This is a genomic window from Herbiconiux sp. (assembly GCF_023264855.1).
Lineage (GTDB): Bacteria > Actinomycetota > Actinomycetes > Actinomycetales > Microbacteriaceae > Herbiconiux.
Genome location: NZ_JAHFUW010000009.1, coordinates 1 through 17637, shown reverse-complemented (window position 1 = coordinate 17637; position 17637 = coordinate 1). Strand labels below are relative to the sequence as shown.

The 17637-nt window shown below is 71.5% G+C and carries 12 protein-coding genes and 1 pseudogene; 7 read left to right on the top strand and 6 right to left on the bottom strand.

Annotation, left to right across the window (positions count from 1 at the left end; all coding sequences use genetic code 11):
* Nucleotides 1–54 precede the first annotated feature (54 nt).
* From Q0D75_RS05380 to Q0D75_RS05355, 6 genes are read left to right on the top strand one after another with little or no spacing between them, the layout of a single operon-like run.
* Nucleotides 55–1137: a hypothetical protein gene (locus tag Q0D75_RS05380; protein ID WP_291050211.1), complete on the top strand. Its 1083-nt coding sequence runs from the start codon at nt 55–57 to the stop codon at nt 1135–1137.
* Nucleotides 1134–2291: a phosphotransferase gene (locus Q0D75_RS05375; RefSeq protein WP_291050209.1), complete on the top strand. Its 1158-nt coding sequence runs from the start codon at nt 1134–1136 to the stop codon at nt 2289–2291. The genes Q0D75_RS05380 and Q0D75_RS05375 overlap by 4 nt, the downstream gene beginning before the upstream one ends.
* Before the next feature lie 29 nt (nt 2292–2320).
* Nucleotides 2321–3106 carry an acireductone synthase gene (mtnC, locus tag Q0D75_RS05370; RefSeq protein WP_291050207.1) on the top strand — a complete coding sequence of 262 codons (786 nt, stop codon included), beginning with the start codon at nt 2321–2323 and terminating at the stop codon, nt 3104–3106.
* The gene (mtnB, locus tag Q0D75_RS05365) at nt 3106–3807 is read left to right on the top strand and encodes a methylthioribulose 1-phosphate dehydratase (RefSeq protein ID WP_291050205.1); all 702 of its coding nucleotides are present in this window, start codon (nt 3106–3108) and stop codon (nt 3805–3807) included. Before mtnC ends, mtnB begins: the two co-directional genes overlap by 1 nt.
* 50 nt (nt 3808–3857) lie before the next feature.
* Nucleotides 3858–4787, top strand: a complete 930-nt coding sequence (locus tag Q0D75_RS05360; protein ID WP_291050203.1) for an ABC transporter ATP-binding protein — start codon at nt 3858–3860, stop codon at nt 4785–4787.
* The gene (locus Q0D75_RS05355; protein WP_291050202.1) at nt 4784–6406 is read left to right on the top strand and encodes a polyketide antibiotic transporter; all 1623 of its coding nucleotides are present in this window, start codon (nt 4784–4786) and stop codon (nt 6404–6406) included. Before Q0D75_RS05360 ends, Q0D75_RS05355 begins: the two co-directional genes overlap by 4 nt.
* A gap of 9 nt (nt 6407–6415) precedes the next feature.
* Here Q0D75_RS05355 and Q0D75_RS05350 read toward each other — a convergent pair whose 3' ends face one another.
* The 6 genes from Q0D75_RS05350 to Q0D75_RS05325 are packed head-to-tail and all read right to left on the bottom strand — an operon-like array spanning nt 6416 to nt 13782.
* Nucleotides 6416–8473, bottom strand: coding sequence for a hypothetical protein (locus tag Q0D75_RS05350; RefSeq protein WP_291050200.1), 2058 nt, complete (start codon nt 8471–8473; stop codon nt 6416–6418).
* Nucleotides 8466–9542: a hypothetical protein gene (locus Q0D75_RS05345; protein WP_291050198.1), complete on the bottom strand. Its 1077-nt coding sequence runs from the start codon at nt 9540–9542 to the stop codon at nt 8466–8468. Before Q0D75_RS05345 ends, Q0D75_RS05350 begins: the two co-directional genes overlap by 8 nt.
* Nucleotides 9543–9548: 6 nt before the next feature.
* Nucleotides 9549–10427 carry a carbohydrate ABC transporter permease gene (locus Q0D75_RS05340; RefSeq protein WP_291050196.1) on the bottom strand — a complete coding sequence of 293 codons (879 nt, stop codon included), beginning with the start codon at nt 10425–10427 and terminating at the stop codon, nt 9549–9551.
* A 5-nt stretch (nt 10428–10432) separates the two neighbouring features.
* Complete coding sequence (locus Q0D75_RS05335; protein ID WP_291050193.1) at nt 10433–11398, bottom strand: sugar ABC transporter permease; 966 nt, start codon at nt 11396–11398, stop codon at nt 10433–10435.
* Nucleotides 11399–11403: 5 nt separating this feature from the next.
* Complete coding sequence (locus tag Q0D75_RS05330) at nt 11404–12702, bottom strand: extracellular solute-binding protein (RefSeq protein WP_291050191.1); 1299 nt, start codon at nt 12700–12702, stop codon at nt 11404–11406.
* Nucleotides 12703–12711: 9 nt separating this feature from the next.
* Complete coding sequence (locus tag Q0D75_RS05325; protein WP_291050189.1) at nt 12712–13782, bottom strand: LacI family DNA-binding transcriptional regulator; 1071 nt, start codon at nt 13780–13782, stop codon at nt 12712–12714.
* A 209-nt stretch (nt 13783–13991) separates the two neighbouring features.
* Here Q0D75_RS05325 and Q0D75_RS05320 point away from each other — a divergent pair.
* Nucleotides 13992–17637, top strand: a pseudogene (locus Q0D75_RS05320) (hypothetical protein); the annotation flags it as partial.

The window sequence follows — 17637 nt, the reverse complement described above, 5'->3', positions numbered from 1 at the left end:
CACTATACGGGTCGGGAGCCGGTATTCTCGTGGGGGGAAATCGACGGGATGAGCATGACCACCAGCAGCGGCACACCACCCGTACTCGACGACTCCGTGCGGGTCGAAGGCGGGGTCGTGCGCATCCTCGACCGGAGGGCCTTCCCCGAGCGCGTCGAGTGGGTGACGGCGCACGACGCCGAAGAGGTGGCCGCCGCCATCGCGACCATGGTCACGCAGAGTTCGGGCCCGCTGTTCGCGGCCTACGCGGGGATGGAGATCACCGCCCTGCAGGTCGCGGGGCTCGAGCTGGGCGCCGCCCACAACCGGATGCGGATCGCCGGCCACACGCTCGAGACCGCCCGGCCCACCAACAACCACCCGCGCGAAGCCGTGCACGGTGTGCTGGGTGCGATCGCCCCGGCCGTCGACACCGCCGAGCTCGTCGCGCTCGCGATCGAGGCGGCCCGGGCCGGCGCCCTGTCGTACCGTGCCCGCAGCCACCGTCTCGGTGCCGAGACCGTCGCCCTTCTGCCCGACGGCGCGCGCATCCTCACCCACTGCTGGATGGACACCTACCTGATCGAGCTCGTGCGCGCCGGCCGGCTGGCCGGCAAGCGCTTCGACTGGGTGGCCACCGAGACCCGCCCCTATCTTCAGGGCGCGCGCCTCACCGCGCACACCCTGGCCGAGCTGGGCGAGCACGTGACCCTGATCACCGACGGCATGGGGGCCGCGGCGCTCGCGCCGGGTTCGCGCATCGGTCCGATCGACGCCCTGGTCACGGCCGCCGACCGGGTCTCGCTCGACGGCAGCGTGGTGAACAAGGTCGGTACGCTCGGACTCGCGGTGGCGGCCTCGGCCTTCGACGTGCCGTTCTACGCCCTGGTGCAGGCCCCGGATGCCGAGGCGCCGACGGCGGCCGACATCGTGGTGGAGGAGCGCGACCCGAGCGAGGTGCTGCACACGCTCGGCCGTCGCACGGCCTCGTCGCTGCTGACGGATGCCTGGTACCCGGCCTTCGACGTGACCCCCGCCCGCTTCGTGACGAAGATCGTCACCGACCGCGGAGCCTTCGACCCCGCGCGCATCGGCGAGGCATATGCCGCCGCGGGAATGCACGGCGCGGGAATGCTCGAACCGGAGGCCGCCCGATGACCGAGCCGTACGAGCTGCTGGTGACCTCGGCCGACGTCGTCGACTACCTCGCCGGGCAGGGGCTGCTCGCCGGTCTCGCCGGGCGGCCCGACGAGGTGCGGGTGGTCGAGGTGACCGCCGGCAACATGAACCGGGTGTTCGTGGCATCCGGCCCGCTCGGCAGTCTCGCGGTGAAGCAGGCTCCCCCGTGGGTGCAGGTGGTGGGGCCGGAGTGGCCCGTCGACCCCGGGCGCATCGCCTCGGAGGCCCGCACGTACGAGCAGCTGGCGGCGCGGGTGCCGGACTCGATCCCCGAGATCCTGCTGTTCGACCCCGAGCGGTACGTGCTGGTGATGGAAGACCTCTCGGGGCTCGACGTGCTGCGCGACGCCCTCGTGCGGCAGGTCGCCACACCGGCGGATGCCGCCGAGATCGACTTCGGCACGCTCGGCGCCGTGGTGGGGCGCTTCGTCGGGGAACTCGGATCGGCGACCTCGCTCGGCACGCTGGGGGCCGAGGCGCACGCCGCCCTGGTCGACCTCGCCGCCAACCCCGAGCTGTGCGCGATGACGCTCGACGTGGTGCTCGACGAGCCCTACCGCGAGCACGAGCACAACCACTGGCATCCTGCGCTCGAGTCGCGGGTGCGCGCGCTCTACGCCGACGCAGAGGTGGCGGCGGCCGTCGACCGCATCCGCGAGAGCTTCCTGACCCGCGCCGAAGGGCTCATCCACGGCGACCTGCACACCGGGTCGGTGATGGTGGGCCGGCGTGACGGGCAGCAGCTCGTGAAGGTCTTCGACCCGGAGTTCAGCTTCGTGGGGCCGATCGGGATGGACCTCGGGCTGTTCTGGGCCAACCTCGAGATCGCCGCGATCGCGGCCGATGCGGTGGGCGACCACGCGCTGGCCCGGGCCCGTGAGAGTGCGATCCCGGCGAGCCTGGACGCCTTCGCGGCCGCCTGGGGGGACGACAACGGCCTGCCCCAGATCGTCGCCGACGCCTGGCGCTTCGCCGGCGTCGAGCAGATGCGCCGTGCCGCCGGGTTCTCGCACGCGGCCGACATCGAGTCGCTGCCCGGCCGCGCGCTCGGCCCCGCATCCGTTCGCCTGTTCGACACCGCGCGACACCACATCCTCACCGGTACGGCCGTGACCGCCGCCCCGGCCGTCTGACCTCGATCCCGCACCACTAGGAGCCACCCGTGACCGACACCGTTCCCACCCCCGCCCCCACGCCCGATCCGCTGATCGTCGACGCGCGCTACCTCGTGGTCGACCTCGAAGGCACCACGAGCGCGGCCGGCTTCATCCTCGGCGACCTCTACGACTACGCCCGCCCCCGGCTGGCCGCCTGGCTCGACGAGCACGCCGTCGACCCGGTGATCGCCGAGGCGCGCCAGCAGGTCATCCACGACGCCTCGCTGCCGACGGATGCCTCGACCGAGCAGGTCGTGGCCGTGATGCACGAGTGGATGGAGCGCGACGTCAAGGCGACGCCGCTCAAGACCGTGCAGGGGCAGATCTGGGCCGAGGGCTTCGCGCGCGACGAGATCTCGTCGCACTTCTTCGACGACGTCATCCCGAAGCTGCGCGCCTGGCACGCCCAGGGCGTGGGGCTCGCCGTGTTCTCGTCGGGCTCGGTGGCCTCGCAGGTGCCGTGGTTCCGGCACTCGCCCGACGGTGACCTCACCGCGCTCATCACCGACTACTTCGACACGATCAAGGCGGGCCCGAAGAAGGAGTCCGGTTCGTACGACCGGATCGCCGAAGCGCTCGGCGTTCCCGCCGCCGAGATCGTGTTCTTCACCGACAACCCCGGAGAGGTCGAGGCCGCGATCGAGGCCGGCTGGCAGGTCGTCGCGTTCTCGCGCGAGGGCGAGCCGTTCTTCGAGGCCGACTTCGGGGCGGCCGCGGTCGTGAACTCCTTCGACGACGTCGAGGTCGTCGCCCCGGCCGGTGTCACCGGCGCTCCCGGCACGGAGGCCTGATGAGCGTCGGATCGGGTCCCTGGGCGCCGAACGTCTTCTCGCCCCAGGGCCTGACCGCCGAGACGGTGACGGATGCGGGGGCCGCGCTGGCCGCCGAGTCGGCTCGCTTCGCTGCGATGGGGTGGATGCCCGGAACCGCGGGCAACCTCTCGATCACCCTCGGTCGCGACCCGCTGCGCCTGGCCGTCACGGCATCCGGACTCGACAAAGGCGAGCTCACCGCGAGTGACATCGTGCTCGTCGACGGCGAGGGGGAGTGGGCTCCGGATGGCGCGTCCGGCGCGCTCACGGAATCCCTCGGTCTGGCGCGCAAGCCCTCCGCCGAGGCCGGCCTGCACGCGCGGATCGCCGCGGTGACCGGCGCCGGAGCGGGCATCCACGTGCACGCGCTGGCGGCGGTGCGGGCCGGCCGCGCCTGGCCGCAGGGTGTGGAGCTGCACGATCTCGAGATGCTGAAGGGCATCGGCCACAGCGCCCACGGCGAGCAGGTCGTCATCCCGGTCGTGCAGAACCACCAAGACATGCGGGTGCTGGGCGACGACTTCGAGCGCGTCTACCGCCGCGCCACCGAGGAGGTCGCCGAGGTGCCGGCGCTCATCGTTGCCGACCACGGCATCTACGCCTGGGGCCCCACCCTGCGCCAGGCCCGCTGGCACCTCGAGCTCACCGAGGCGCTGCTGCAGATCGCGCTGTCGCGCTGACGATCCGCTGATCCTTTACCGCCGCCCGCTGCGGGTGTAGCTTCGCGCTCGTGGATGCTGTCATCACGACCGAATCGCTGCGCAAGCAGTACGGACGGGCCGCCGCGCTCGACGGGCTCGACCTCGAGGTGGCGCCCGGCGAGATCCACGGTTTCCTCGGGCCGAACGGGGCGGGGAAGTCGACGACGATCCGCATCCTGCTCGGCCTGGTCAGGGCGAGCGCCGGCCGGGCGACCGTTCTGGGCGGCGACCCCTGGAAGGATGCCGCGCGGCTGCATCGCCGGATCGCGTCGGTGCCGGGCGACGTGAGTGTGTGGCCGAACCTCTCCGGCGGCGAGACGATCGACCTGCTCGCCCGTCTGCGCCAGGGCCGGGACTCCGACCGCGTCGCCTACCGGCGCGAACGGGAGCGTCTGCTCGAGGTGTTCGAACTCGACCCGCGCAAGAAGGGCCGCGCCTACTCCAAGGGCAACCGGCAGAAGGTGGCGCTGGTGGCCGCCTTCGCCGTGCCGGCCGAACTCTACATCCTCGACGAGCCGACGAGCGGGCTCGATCCGTTGATGGAACTCGTCTTCCAGCGCGAACTGGCCCGGGTGCGCGAGACCGGGGCGGCGGTGCTGCTGTCCAGCCACATCCTGTCGGAGGTGGAGCAGCTCTGCGACCGGATGAGCATCATCCGCTCGGGCCGGGTGGTCGAGACCGGCACCCTCGCCGAACTCCGGCACCTGACCCGCACCGAGGTGTCGTTCGAGGTGCCGCACGGCGCCGTGCTCCCCGCGTTCCCGGATGCTCACGACCTTGTGGTGACGCAAGGCCGGGCTCGATTCACCGTCGACAGCGATGCGGTGGCGGCCGTGCTGCCCGAACTCGCCCGGTTCGGGGCTCCCGGGCTGCGGGTGGAGCCGCCGTCGCTCGAAGAGCTCTTTCTGCGCCACTACGGCGGCGACGGGGCCGGGCACCCGGACTCGAGCGGGCGATGAGCCGCTTCGGCGCGCTGCTCGGCGTGCGGCTGAGGCGTGACGCCGCCCAGCTCGCTCTCTGGATCCTCGGCACGGCCGCACTGGCGGGGCTCACCTACGTGGGGGTGACCGGCTCGTACGGCACCGAGCAGGAGCGGGCGGCGCTGCTCGCGACGGCGGTCGCGAACCCCGTCATCCTGCTCTTCCGCGGGCTGCCGTCCGGCGCCGGGGAGGGGGCGTTCCTCGGCTTCCTCATCCTGCCGTTCCTGGTGATGCTCGCGGCGTTCATGAGCAGCTTCCTCGCGGTGCGCCACACCCGCGCCGACGAGGAGGAGGGCCGGGCCGAGCTCGTCTCGGCGACGCCGGCGGCACGGCTGCTGCCGCTCGCCGCCACCGTCGTGCACGCGGTGATCGCGAACACGGTGCTCGCCCTGCTCTGTGCGGCGGCCGTCGCCGCGACCGGGCTCGGTGTGCGCGGGGCCGCGGTTCTGGGGCTCGCGACCGGTGCAGCGGGCCTGACCTTCTTCGCGCTGAGCCTCGTGGCGGCGCAGCTCGTGCGCACGTCCCGGGCCGCGAACGCGGTGGGGGTCTGGATCATCATGGCGAGCTTCGTGCTGTGCGGCGTCGGAAACGCGGCCGGCACGCCGAGCGCGGATGCGCAGCGCGTCGAGAGCGGCTGGCTCGCCTGGCTCACCCCCTTCGGCTGGGCCGAGAACACCCGCCCCTACGACCGCGACGACCTCGCACCTTTGCTGCTGTGCGCTCTGGCCGTGGTCGTGCTGGTCGGCGCCGCCCTGGCACTGCAGGGCTCACGCGACCTCGGGGCGAGCCTGCTGCCGGAGCGCTCGGGCCGGGCGCGGGCCCGCGCGTCGCTCGCGGGCCCCTTCGGCCTGGCGTGGCGGCTGAGCCGCGGCGCCCTGCTCGGCTGGGCGGCGGGCGGTCTCGTCACCGGCGTGCTCGCCACCCGGCTGTCGGCGGTGCTCGACCAGGTGAGCACCCAGGTTCCCGCGGTGCAGGTGTTGACCCAGGCCCTCGCTCGCGACGGTTCGCTCGCTCAGGCGGCCGTGGTGATCTTCTTCACGATGCTCGGGGTGCTCGCCTCCTGCTGCGCCGTGCAGTCGATCTGCCGTGCCCGCCAGGAGGAGGCGCGTGGTACGGCCGAGCCGGTGCTCTCCGCCTCCGTCGGCCGCCTGCACTGGTTCGCGGGCCACGCAGCGGTCGCCGGTCTCGGCATCCTCGCCACGGTCGTCGGGGGGATTCTCGGGGCGGCCGTCGGCATCGCCTCGCTGGCGGATGCGGACTGGTCGCTGCTGGAGACCGTTCTGGTCACCGGCGCGGGCCAGGCCGTCGCGGCCGCGGTCTTCCTGGTGCTCACGGCCCTGGTCTTCGTGGTCGCGCCCCGCCTCACGATCCCGGCGGGCTGGGCGCTCGTGGTGGTGGGGATGATGCTCGGACTGTTCGGCCCGCTCTTCGGATTCCCGCAGTGGCTCACCGAGGTGTCTCCGATCGCCGTCGCGCCCACTGTCGCGGGGCCGGACGTCGACCTGCGGGGGCTGGTCTGGCTGCTGCTCGCGATCGTGCTGGGCGGCGGGGCGTCCGCTCTGCTCATGCGGCGTCGCGAACTGGCTCCCGCGGGCTGAGCGCCGGCGTCACCCCCGGCTGGGGAGGGAGCCGCGATCCGAGGTGCACGCCGGATGCTCCGCGAACACCGCCCCCAGCGCGAGCGCCGCGGGCTTCGGGCGGCCCCACCAGTCGAGGAGGGCGAGGCTGACGGCGCAGGGGAAGGAGTCGTGGCCGAGCCACACGACGAAGCCGGCGCACCGGGGGAAGCGCGCGAGGGTGGCGCGCGCGGCACGGGCCAGCAGGTCGGCCTGGCGGTCGGCGCTCTCGGCGACCCACTGCTCGATCGGCTGGGCGGCATCCGCGGCGTCGAAGCGGGTGAGCCACCAGCCCGAGGAGTGCGTCCAGCGCTGGCGCAGGGCCGCGCGGTCGGGGGCGTCGAGCAGGCCGAAGTGGGCGAGCAGGTCGAGCGGGCTCGCACCGGCGACGCCCACTTCGGAGCGCATCACCGAGTCGTCGCCGTCCCAGTAGGCCTGCCACTCGGCGTCGGTGCCGGTGAACTCCCACGGGCCGTGCACGTCGTGGTGCAGTCCCAGGCCGTACTCACGGGCATCCGCCTCGAAGCGAGGGCCGGTGGGCGAGGTGGCCACGTAGCGGCGACCCGGGTCGGTGGCGGCCAGTGCCCGTCCGGCGGCGGCGAGGGCCGGATGCGCCAGGCTCAGCGGCGGGCCCGGCACAGCCGGGGCGGGCACCCGGGTGAGCTCGTTGCCGCCTCCCCAGAGCACGAGCGAGGGGTGGTGCCCGAGCCGGAGCGCGTAGGAGCGCGCGATGCCGGCGAGCTCGGCAGCGTAGGCGTCGTCGGCGGGCGGCTCGTTGTCGAGTCCCGACGAACTGAGCGGCAGCTCCTGCCACACCAGCAGCCCGAGCTCGTCGCACAGGTCGTAGAACACCGGCCGCTCGGCGGCGGCCCCGCCCCACACCCGCACGAGCGTGAAGCCGAGGTCGCGATAGCTCGTGAGGCGGGTGCGGTACTCCTCGTCGGCGAGGTCGGCGTAGTCGGGCCGGATCGGCACCCAGTTCACCCCCGCGAGGAACACCTCGGCCCCGTTCACCACGCAGCGCCAGGCATCCGCCCCCTCGGGAGCGCCCTCGGTGGGTGTCCAGCGCAGCTCCCGGAAGCCGAGCCGCCGCTCCGCGCGATCGAGCTCCGCGCCCTCGGAGGTGCGCAGGGTGACCGTCACCGGGTACAGAGGCTGTTCGCCACGCGGCCGCACGTGCCAGAGGGCGGGATCGTCGACGGCGAGCGTGACCGTGCCGGCAGCGCCGGCACCAGCAGCGTCGGCGCCGGCGGCACCAGCATCCATCTCCCCGATCCTGATCGAGCCACGGATGCCGGCTACCTCGACCTCGAGGCTCGCGTCCCGGGCCTCCGGAGCATCGAGCCGGCATCCGGAGACGTCGACTGTCACGAGGCCGCGGCGGGTGGCCGCATCGTAGGAAGAACGCACGACGAGCCCCTCGAGTGACGCGCCCGCCGGCCCGAACTCGAGCACGGGCGCCTCGGTGATGGCCGTCTGCACGATACGCGGCGTCCAGTCCCAGCCGTAGTAGAAGCGGGGCTTCCAGTCGCGGATGCGCGAGGTCCAGCCGTTCTGCCCCAGACCGTCGGGCACGGTCGTGAACATGACGGTGAGGGCCTGCCCGCCCGCGCGGACCGCGTCGGTGAGGTCGAACTCGTGCGGCGTGAACGATCCTGCGAACTCGCCCACGACCGTCTCGTCGACCAGCACGGTTCCGGCGTAGTCGAGGCCGGGGCCGCGCAGCACGATCCGGTCCTCCGGATGCGCCTCCAGCCACGCGGCGGCCTCACGAGGCAGCGGCCGGCTGAACGACCAGTGCCGGTTCTCGATCCACTCGCTGACGCGCGACTGCTCGCCGCGAGCCGGGTCCTCGGCGATTCCGGCGGCCACGAGGGCACCGCGAACAGACCCCGGCACCGTTGCGGGCACCGGCCCGACATCCGGATTCTGCACCTTCGCGCGTTCGGGGGTGAGCGCCAGCTCCCAGTCGTTCTGCCGCCAGCCGCGCAGGGTCCATTCGCCGTCGAGGGCGAGGCTCTGCCGCCGCGAGGCGCCCCGCTCACTCATCGTCGCCCGCCACGGCCCGGTAGAAGTAGAGCTCGCGGCTGCCCTCGGCGGCGTCCCAGCCCTGGGCGAAGTACACGCCGCCGTCGAAGCCGGCCAGTCCGCCCCAGGCCAGCGAGCCGCCGCGGTGCAGCTCCCGCTGGGTGAATGGGGCGTCGACGCTGTAGAGCGCCTGGGCCGCGGCGAGCTCGCCGTCGGCATCCTGGTAGAAGAAGTCGAGCACCAGGTCGCCCGAGTCGTCGTGCCCGGTGACCGCGCAGGCCACCTCGAACAGGGTGCCGCCGTACTCGCCGAGATCGAGGTAGTCCTGCTGCTCGAAGCGCCAGGTCACGAGGTCGTCCGAGTGCCCGACGTAGCGCACGCCGTTGCAGCCCTCGGAGAGGTACATCAGGTATTCGCCGCCGATCCGCACCGCCTCGCCCCGGGTGTTGCGGGGGATGACGGCGCCCTTCACCCAGAGCCGGGAGATCTCGTAGGGCACCACGATGCCGCGCTTCTCCCAGTGCACGAGGTCGTCGGAGACGGCCACCATGATGTCGCAGCCGATGTTCTCGAGCGGATGCCCGAACGACGGGTACTGCTCGGCCTCCGAGGTGCCCTCGAAGTCCCAGATGCCGTTGTAGAAGAGCACGTAGCGGCCGTCGTCGGCCTTGTAGATCTTCGGGTCCTCCACACTCAGCACCTCGTTGTCGAGGGTGGGGAAGAGGATGGGGTTCGCCGGGTCGTCGACCCAGCCCGTCTCGCGCGTGTAGTGCGCGAGCCCGATGCGGCTGCACATCGACTCCTTGCGGGGCGAGGCCCGGTAGAACAGGTGCAGGGTGTCGTCCTCCACCAGCAGCGAGGGGTTGAAGATGAAGCCGTCGGTCCAGCCGATGCCGGTGGGGTCGTTCCAGGTGGCCGGCTGGGTGAAGGTGAGCGAGTCGTCGCGGCGGAACGGCCCGATGGCCCAGTCCGGCCGCTCGGGGTACTCGGCCGAGAACTGGTCGGTGGTGATGTACGAGATCAGCGGGTGGTCGAACCGGGTCGCGGTCTCGTAGGCGGCGCGGAGCCGCTCGGGGGTGATCGGATGCATGGTTCCTTATCCTTTGACGGCGGATCCGACGTCGGTCGAGACGAAGTACCGCTGGAAGACGATGAAGAGGATGACGACGGGCGCGGCCAGCACCACGGCGCCCGCCAGAACGGCGCCGTAGGGGTTGGCGGTGGACGCGGCCACGTTGGTGACGTAGTTCGCCAGCGACACGGCGAGCGGCTGCATCGAGGCGTCCTTCGTGATCAGGAAGGGCCAGAGGAACTCGTTCCAGGGCCCGATGAAGGTCAGCAGCAGCGCCGTCACCACGGCGGGCCGCACGAGCGGAAGCGCCACCCGCCAGAGCAGCATGAACTCGCCGGCCCCGTCGATCCGCGCCGCCTCGAACAGCTCGCGCGGGAGCTGCAGGAAGTACTGGCGGAAGATGATGACCGCCGTGGAGTTGATGGCGAACGGCAGGATCATCCCGAGGTAGTTGTCGGAGAGTCCGTAGTTGCGCGCGATCAGCACGTAGAGCGGGATCATCAGCAGCTGGAACGGCACCACCTGCACCAGCAGCACCAGCGCGAAGGTGGCGCTGCGCCCGCGCCAGCGCAGGATGGCGAGCGCGTAGCCGGCCAGCACACCGAACACCACGGTGCACAGCACCACGCCGCCGGTGAAGATCCCTGAGTTGATGAGCCCCTGGAACAGGTCGATGCGGCTGTTGATGGCTTCGTAGTTGGAGGTGGTGAGGTTCGAGGGGTCGGGGAACGCGCCCGACACGGAGGTGTCGGGAGAGCTCTGCAGCGATCCGATGATCATGTAGTAGAAGGGGAACAGGAACACCAGCGCCCCCGCTCCGAGCACGACGCCCCTCAGCACGGCCTGGCCGCGGCTGAGCGGGGCCGATCCGGCACGGGCGAACCGGCGGGTTCTGCGAGTCATGCGGCTCATTCCTCTTTCCCTCCCGCGAAGCGGCGTTGCAGCAGCGCCACGATCAGCACGGCGATGGTGAGCAGGATGCCGAGGGCTGCAGCGAACCCCGGATGCCCCTGCTGGATGCCGCGCTGGTACATGATGAGCACCGGCGACGCGGATGCCCCGTTCGGGCCGCCCCCGCCGGTGAGCAGGTAGGGCTCGGTGAAGAGGTTGGCGCCGATGATGGTGGAGAGCATCAGCACGAGCACGGTGGCCTGGCGCACGCCCGGCACGGTCACCGAGAAGAAGCTCCGGATGACGCCGGCGCCGTCGGTGGACGCCGATTCGTAGAGCTCCTTCGGCACGTTCTGCAGCGCGGCCAGGTACAGCAGGATGTAGAAGCCCAGCTGCTTCCAGGTGACGAACAGGGCGATGGTGGGCATCGCGAGCGCCGGGTTCACCAGCCAGGACGGGGTGGGAGCGAGCGGCCCCAGGATGTTGTTCACCAGTCCGTTGCCGCTGAACAGGAACAGCCACACGCCCACGAGCGCGACGCTCGCCGTGACGTAAGGCACGTAGTAGCTCACCCGCAGGAAGGTGCGCAGGTGCACCACCTTGTTCAGGGCGCTGGCCAGCACGATCGAGAGCACCACTGTGAGCGGCACGTTGATCACGAGGAAGACCAGCACGTTGCCGAGCGACTGCAGCACGGCGGGGTCGGTCACCACGGCGACGTAGTTGTCGAAGCCCACGAAGGGCTTGTCGACCTCCACGCCCGGCGCCGAGAAGAAGTAGTCGAAGAACGACATGTAGATCGCGAAGGCCAGCGGGTAGGCGAACACGATGATCGCGAACACGAGGTAGGGGGCGCCGAACAGCCAGCCGATCGGCTGTGCGCCGAGGAGGCGCGACAGCAGGGAGCGGCGGCCGGAGGGCCCGGGGCCCCGCCGGGAGGACCGCGCGGTGCGATCCTCCTGGCGGGTCGTGGTGCCGGACATCAGGGTCAGCCCTGCGTGGCCAGCGAGTCGATCTTCTTCGCCGCCTCGTCCAGAGCGCTCTTCACGTCACCGTCGCCGGTGACCACGGCCTTGGTGTACGCGTCGCGCAGCGCCTGCATCATCGCGACCGCCTCCGGGTCGCTCGGATCCTCGACCGTGCGGTTGGCCTGGTCGCCGAACACCTCGTAGTCGGGGTTGGCCGTGAAGTAGTCGGAGTAGGTGGTGGCGAGGTCGGTGCGGATGGGCATCTGGCCGGTGAGCTCGAGCAGCTGTCCGTCCTGCTCCTCGCCGGTCGCGAACTTCAGCACGTCCCAGGCGGTTCCCTGGTTCTCGCAGGAGCTGTACATGCCCACCGACTTGGCGTCGGAGAAGGTGTACGTCTCGTCTGCCGGGGTGCCGTTCTCGGTGGGAACCGGTACCGCGCCCCAGTTGGCGATCTTGTCGCCGTAGTAGGCGATCGCCCACGGGCCCACGATGGCCATGGCCGCCTTGCCGTCGGCGAAGGCGTCGCCCTCGTACTTCTCCTTGCCGGCGAGGTCGTCGCTGTAGACGCTGGCCCAGAAGTCGGCGACCGCGTATCCGTCGTCGTCGGCGAAGGTGGCCTTGCCGTCTTCGACGATCTGCTGGCCACCGGTCTGCGCGGCGAACAGCGGGATGAAGTCGAAGTTGGGCTGGAAGAACTCGCTGGTGGGCGAGGGGTTGATGGCGAAGTCGGCGGCCCCGCTGGAGACGATCGCCTTGGCCGAGGTGAGGAAGTCGTCGTAGGTCGACAGCTTCGGGTTCTCGGGGTCGAGGCCGGCGGCGGTGAAGAGGTCCTTGTTGTAGAAGATCATCACCGGGTTCGACTTCCACGGCAGCTGGTAGAAGTCGCCGTCGGAGGAGCGGTACTGCTCGGCGATGTCGCCGCTGCGCGCCTGGATGTAGGAGTCGCCGTCTTCGAAGCTCGACAGGTCGACCAGGCCGCCCTGCTTCTGGAACTGGCCGGTCGCGGCCGGCAGGTTGTTGAAGACCAGGCACGGGGTGGTGCCGGCCGTGATGGCGGCGGTGATCACTTCTTCGCTGCTCTTGCCGGCGGGGATCTCCTGCGCGGTGATCTCCTCATCCGGGTGGTCGGCGTTCCAGGCCTCCACCATTCCCTTGCCCCACTCCACCTCGGAGGCGTTGTTGGAGTACCAGATGGTGATCGGGCCTCGGGCGGTGGCGGCGTCGGAGGCGCTGCCGCCCCCTCCGCCGCTGCAGGCGGCCAGGGACAGCGCCGCCACGGTGCTGGCGGCCAGCACGGCGATTCGAGTGCGTCTTTGCACGGGGTTCTCCTATCTCGTCGACGGCGTGGCCGTCTGCTGTGGGGTGTCGACGGCGGAGCCGTCGGGTGTGGGGGGTGGTGCGATGGAACCGCGCGGGATGAACTCCGCGGCGGGGAGCGTGACATCCTCGGATGCTCCGGTCTCGATCAGCGCCAGCAGCGAGTGAGCTGCGGTGCGGCCCCATTCGGCGGGGTCGTTGCCGACCGTCGCCAGCGGGGGGAAGAGGTACTGCGACATCTCCGAACCGTCCATGCCGGTGATCGACAGCTGCTCGGGCAGCCGGTATCCGAGTTGCTGGGCCACGGCCATGCCGGCGATCGCCATCGGGTCGTTCGCGAACACGATGGCGGTGGGAGCCTCGTCGCGCGCGAGCAGTGCCCGCGTCGCCTGGGCGCCGGCATCGGGTGAGAAGTCGGCGCCCACGACGATCGGCTCACCGCCGGAGGCCCGCACGGCCTCCGCGAACTGGTCGCGACGGCGGGTGCCGTGCAGCATCCGGTCGTCGCCGGCCACATGGGCGATGCGGGTGTGGCCGAGTTCGCGCAGCCGGGAGACGACCGCGGTGATGCCGTGGCCGTAGTCGCGGTCGATCACGGGGAACCCGCTCGGAACATCCGGCCGCCCCAGGGTGACGGCAGGGATGCCGAGCTCGGCCAGCAGGGCGATGCGCGGGTCGTGGTGGCGCAGGTCGGTGAGGAAGACGCCGTCGACCCGGCTCTCGGCCGCCAGCTTGCGGTAGGTCTCGAGCTCGCGCTCCTCGTCGGGCACGACGCTCAGCAGCATCACCCGGCCGCGGTCGGAGAGCACCGCCTCGACGCCGGAGATGAAGGCGGGGAAGAACGGGTCGGAGCCCAGGATGGCCGGGTCGCGCAGCACCACGAGCCCCAGGGCGTACGCCGTCTGGGTGGTGAGCGAACGGGCGTTGGGGTTCGGCCGCCAGCCGAGCTCCGCGGCGGCGGCGAGGATGCGGTCGCGGGTGGCGGGCGAGACGCCGGGCCGGCCGTTGAAGACGAACGACACCAGGCCCTTCGAGACGCCGGCCTCGTGGGCGACGTCGCTGATCGTCGGTCTCCTGCTCACGCGGACTCCTCGTCGAGATGGGCGCCATCCGGTGGACCCTGTGGCCTATACCGGTTTAGCACTGTGAAGGTTATACCGGTTTAGGAAAGCCCGTCAACCCCTCGGATCGACCTTCCCTCGAGCCCTTGACTTCGTCGCGATTCGTCACGGATCATGTTCCGCGACGGTCGGACAACGATGTCTCCGGCCCGGTCCGACGAGGAGTTCCCATGATCCAGTTCCGAACCAGCGCCCGCGCGTCCGGCGGGAGGCCCCGTCGTCCGCGCTCGTGGAGCGCCCTCTCCGCCGGGCTGGCCGCCGTGCTCGCCGGGGTCGTGGTGGTGGCCGTGCCCGCGGGCGCACCGGCCTCCGCCCTGCCGCAGCCCGTGGCCTACGAGCTGCCGAACGCCGACTTCGGCAGCCCGCTGGAGACCGGCTGGTCGGTGCAGGGAGATGCCCGTCAGGAGCGCACCCTCGAGCTCGCACCCGGCGGAGTCGCCTACCAGGGCATCGCGGTCGGCGCGGATCCCTCCGGTGTCGCTGCGGGCGATCTGATCAGGGCCGAGGTCGACGTCACCCTGCACGGCGACGTCACCGTCGACTCCACCGTGCTGGTGCGGGTGACCGACGGCAGTGCGATCCTCGGGGAGTGGAGCGACCTCACGTCGCTCGCCCGCGGCCAGCGCGTCACCGTCGGCAGCCAGCCCGTCGGCACGGGACGCGTCGGCGCCACGGCCGGCACGGTCTACGTCGAGCTGCACAACGACACCGGCGGCACGATCGAGTTCCACCAGGTGCGGCTGTGGGCCGACAGCGGCGCGGGTGAGCGGCCGGTCGCCGTGCCGAACGCGGCGTTCGCCGACGACCTCGACGGGGAGTCAAACTGGTCGAGCTCGGGGGCGCGGATCGCCTCCGGCGTCGTGCTCGAACCCGGAGCCACCGTCTCGCGCGCCGTGCCCGTGGGAACCGATCCGGCGCTGCCGCAGGTCGGCGACGTGTTGTCACTGGCCGTCGACGCCTTCATCGACCCGCGCACGCCGGCGGATGCCGGAACGGTCGCCGCGGTCCAGTTAGGTGGCGCCGACATCCTGAGCGCCACGGAGGCGCCGGGGCAGGACCGCGCGCTCTGGCAGGAGCTCGCGGCGACGGCTGCCGACGCGGCATCCGGAGCCCCGGTCGTGCCGGCCTCGGCCACCGCCCTCGACCTCGAACTGCGCAACACCTCGGCCTACCCGCTGCGGCTGCGCGACGTGCGCCTCTCGGGCGAGCGGGAGCAGGGGAACGACGACCTCGACGGCAACGGCGTCGTGGATGCGGCGGATGCCGCCTGGTTCGAGCAGCAGATCGCCGCCGGGGCATCCGACCCCGCCCTCGACTACGACGGCGACGGCCAGGTGACCACCAAGGATCTCTCGTACTACGTGCGCTTCGTGCTCGGCGACACCTCCGAGGTGTACGCCAACCTCCGCCACCTCGACTTCTTGAGCGAGCACGTGGAGCTCGACGGCGAGCCGGCGATGATCGTGCACCTCTACGCCGAGCCGCTGGACCGCGACGACCTCGCCGCAGGCTACGAGTGGGTCGGCGACCCGCAGGAGGGCGTCTCGGCGCTGGACGACGTGGCCCGGGCCGTGATCGTCTACGCCGAGCACTACACGACCTACGGAGACGCCCACAGCTACGACCAGATGAAGCGCGGCCTCGAGTTCGCGATGTGGATGCAGGCGCCCAACGGCGACTTCGACAACTTCGTGGCGCGCGACGCCGACGGCACCCTGTTCAAGAAGGACAGCGCCTCCTCGCAGACCGCGTTCAGCTACTGGGCGGCCCGGGCCTATGAGGCCATGGCCACCGCTCTGCCGCTGATCACGGATGCCGACGCCGAGCTGGCCGGCCGCCTCCAGAGCCGGCTGCAGCTGTGCCTGGACCGCGTCGGCGAGCTCGTCTCCGCCGAGTACGGGCAGACCCAGCCCGACGGATCTCCCGCCTGGCTGCTGTTCGACGACAGCTGGCTCTCGGCCACGGCCGTCGCGGCGCTCGTGAAGCACGCCGATCTGCTGCAGGGCGCCGAGCGAGATGCCGCGGTGACCGTGGTGAGCGAACTGGCCGAGGGCATCGCCTACTACCAGGCCGGTGACTTCGACCGGTATCCGCTCGGAGCGATCAAGCACAGCAACGGCAACTGGTACGAGTGGGGCAGCATCCAGACCAAGGCACTCGCCCTGGCCGGGTCGCTCACCGGGCACACCGAGTGGATCGACGCGGCGGAGCTCTCGGCCGACAGCTTCCTCGCCGACCTGCTGATCTCGGGCCGGTCGATGGAGGTGAGTCCGAACAAGAGCGGGCTGCCGCAGATCAACTACGGCACCGCGAGCTACGTCGAGAACTACCTGGCGCTGTACGCGGTGACCGGCGAGACGAAGTACGCCGACATGGCGGGTGTGGCCGCCACCTGGTGGATGGGGCAGAACCCGCTCGGCGTGCCCATGTTCGACCAGACGCTGGGCCTCGCGTTCGACGGCATCACCGTGGACGGGCTGAACAGCAACAGCGGCGCCGAGTCGGTCGACGAGGCCCTGCGCGCCATCCTGCGCGTGCAGCGGGTTCCCGAGGCGCTCGCCGTGATGACCGCCACGAAGGTGGAGGAGCGCACGGCGACCACGGTCGAGATCGAGGATCTGGTGGCCGAGGGGCGTCCGTCCGACGAGCAGCTCGACGTGCCCGACGGCGGACTGAACGATCCGGCACGTGCCGTGGTGACGCAGGCGCCCGGATCGGGCACTGACGAGGCCGCGATCTATCAGGACTCTCTCGCCGTCGACTCGCCCCAGCCGATCTACCAGGGGTGGGAGGGGCAGAACGCGCTCTTCGTCTCCGGCGACGGCTACAACAACGTGCGGGTGTTCGACGGCGGATCGATCGAGACACGTCTCGCGGTGGGCGGTGACGGCCAGCCGCAGGCGGGCGATGCGCTGATGCTCGACTTCGCGGCCCTGCTGCAGTTCGGGGTCGACCTCGACGCCGAGGTGCTCGCGGTCGACGCCTCCGGCACCGAGACGCTGCTGGCCGACGACAGCGGCTTCGGCTACAACCCGCGCACCTGGTATTCGGGCGCCGGGTCGGTGCGCACCACGCTGATCGGCACGGTTCCGGATGACGCGGCCGCGGTGATCGTTCGGTTCTCGAACGACTCCACGAACCCGAAGCCCTACGAGGGGTACGCCACCGTGACCCTGGCCTCCCTGTACCGCCTCGGCGTGCCCGAGGTGCGGTACGGGTCGTCCGCCTTCTCGAACCGGGCCTACGCGCACCTGGAGGCGGGCACGAGTTCGACCTACGACCTCGACGTGCCGATTGCGGGGGAGCACCTGCTGTTCCTGAGTGCCGTCGACAGTGCGGCCTCGGCGCCGCCGTCGGTGTCGCTCTCCTCGCCCGGCCGTTTCGACACCACGGCGCAGCTCGCCGGCGCCGACGGCGCGGTCACGATCCGCACCCTGGGCCGCGCCGACCTCTCGGCGGGAACCGTCCCGCTGCAGATCGCGACGACCCCGGATGCCGCGGCCGATCTCGACGCCCTCATCCTCTACCCCGTCGAGAGCTACGCGATCTACCGCCTGCTCGACGGCAGCGAGCGGATGGTGCTGAGGGATGCCGACTCCCGCGCCCTCTTCGCGGGCACCCCCGAGGAGGTGCGAGGCCGCGACGGCGCCCCGGTGGAGCCCGGAGGCCCGGGTTCCGAGACGCCGGGGGCGGGCAGCCCCGGTGCGGGTGACGCCGATCCGGCCGCCGCCGGCGACCCCCGGCTCGCCGCCACAGGAGCGACCCCCGGGTCGCTCCTGGCCCTCGCGCTGCTCGCGCTCGTGCTCGGCCTCGCGG

Bases quoted from the DNA above. Each gene is read 5' to 3' on its own strand.
- Q0D75_RS05335 (WP_291050193.1), bottom strand. From the start codon at position 11,398: ATGTCCGGCACCACGACCCGCCAGGAGGATCGCACCGCGCGGTCCTCC.
- Q0D75_RS05350 (WP_291050200.1), bottom strand. From the start codon at position 8,473: ATGAGTGAGCGGGGCGCCTCGCGGCGGCAGAGCCTCGCCCTCGACGGC.
- Q0D75_RS05380 (WP_291050211.1), top strand. From the start codon at position 55: ATGACCACCAGCAGCGGCACACCACCCGTACTCGACGACTCCGTGCGG.
- Q0D75_RS05355 (WP_291050202.1), top strand. From the start codon at position 4,784: ATGAGCCGCTTCGGCGCGCTGCTCGGCGTGCGGCTGAGGCGTGACGCC.
- Q0D75_RS05340 (WP_291050196.1), bottom strand. From the start codon at position 10,427: ATGACTCGCAGAACCCGCCGGTTCGCCCGTGCCGGATCGGCCCCGCTC.
- mtnB (WP_291050205.1), top strand. From the start codon at position 3,106: ATGAGCGTCGGATCGGGTCCCTGGGCGCCGAACGTCTTCTCGCCCCAG.
- Q0D75_RS05375 (WP_291050209.1), top strand. From the start codon at position 1,134: ATGACCGAGCCGTACGAGCTGCTGGTGACCTCGGCCGACGTCGTCGAC.
- Q0D75_RS05345 (WP_291050198.1), bottom strand. From the start codon at position 9,542: ATGCATCCGATCACCCCCGAGCGGCTCCGCGCCGCCTACGAGACCGCG.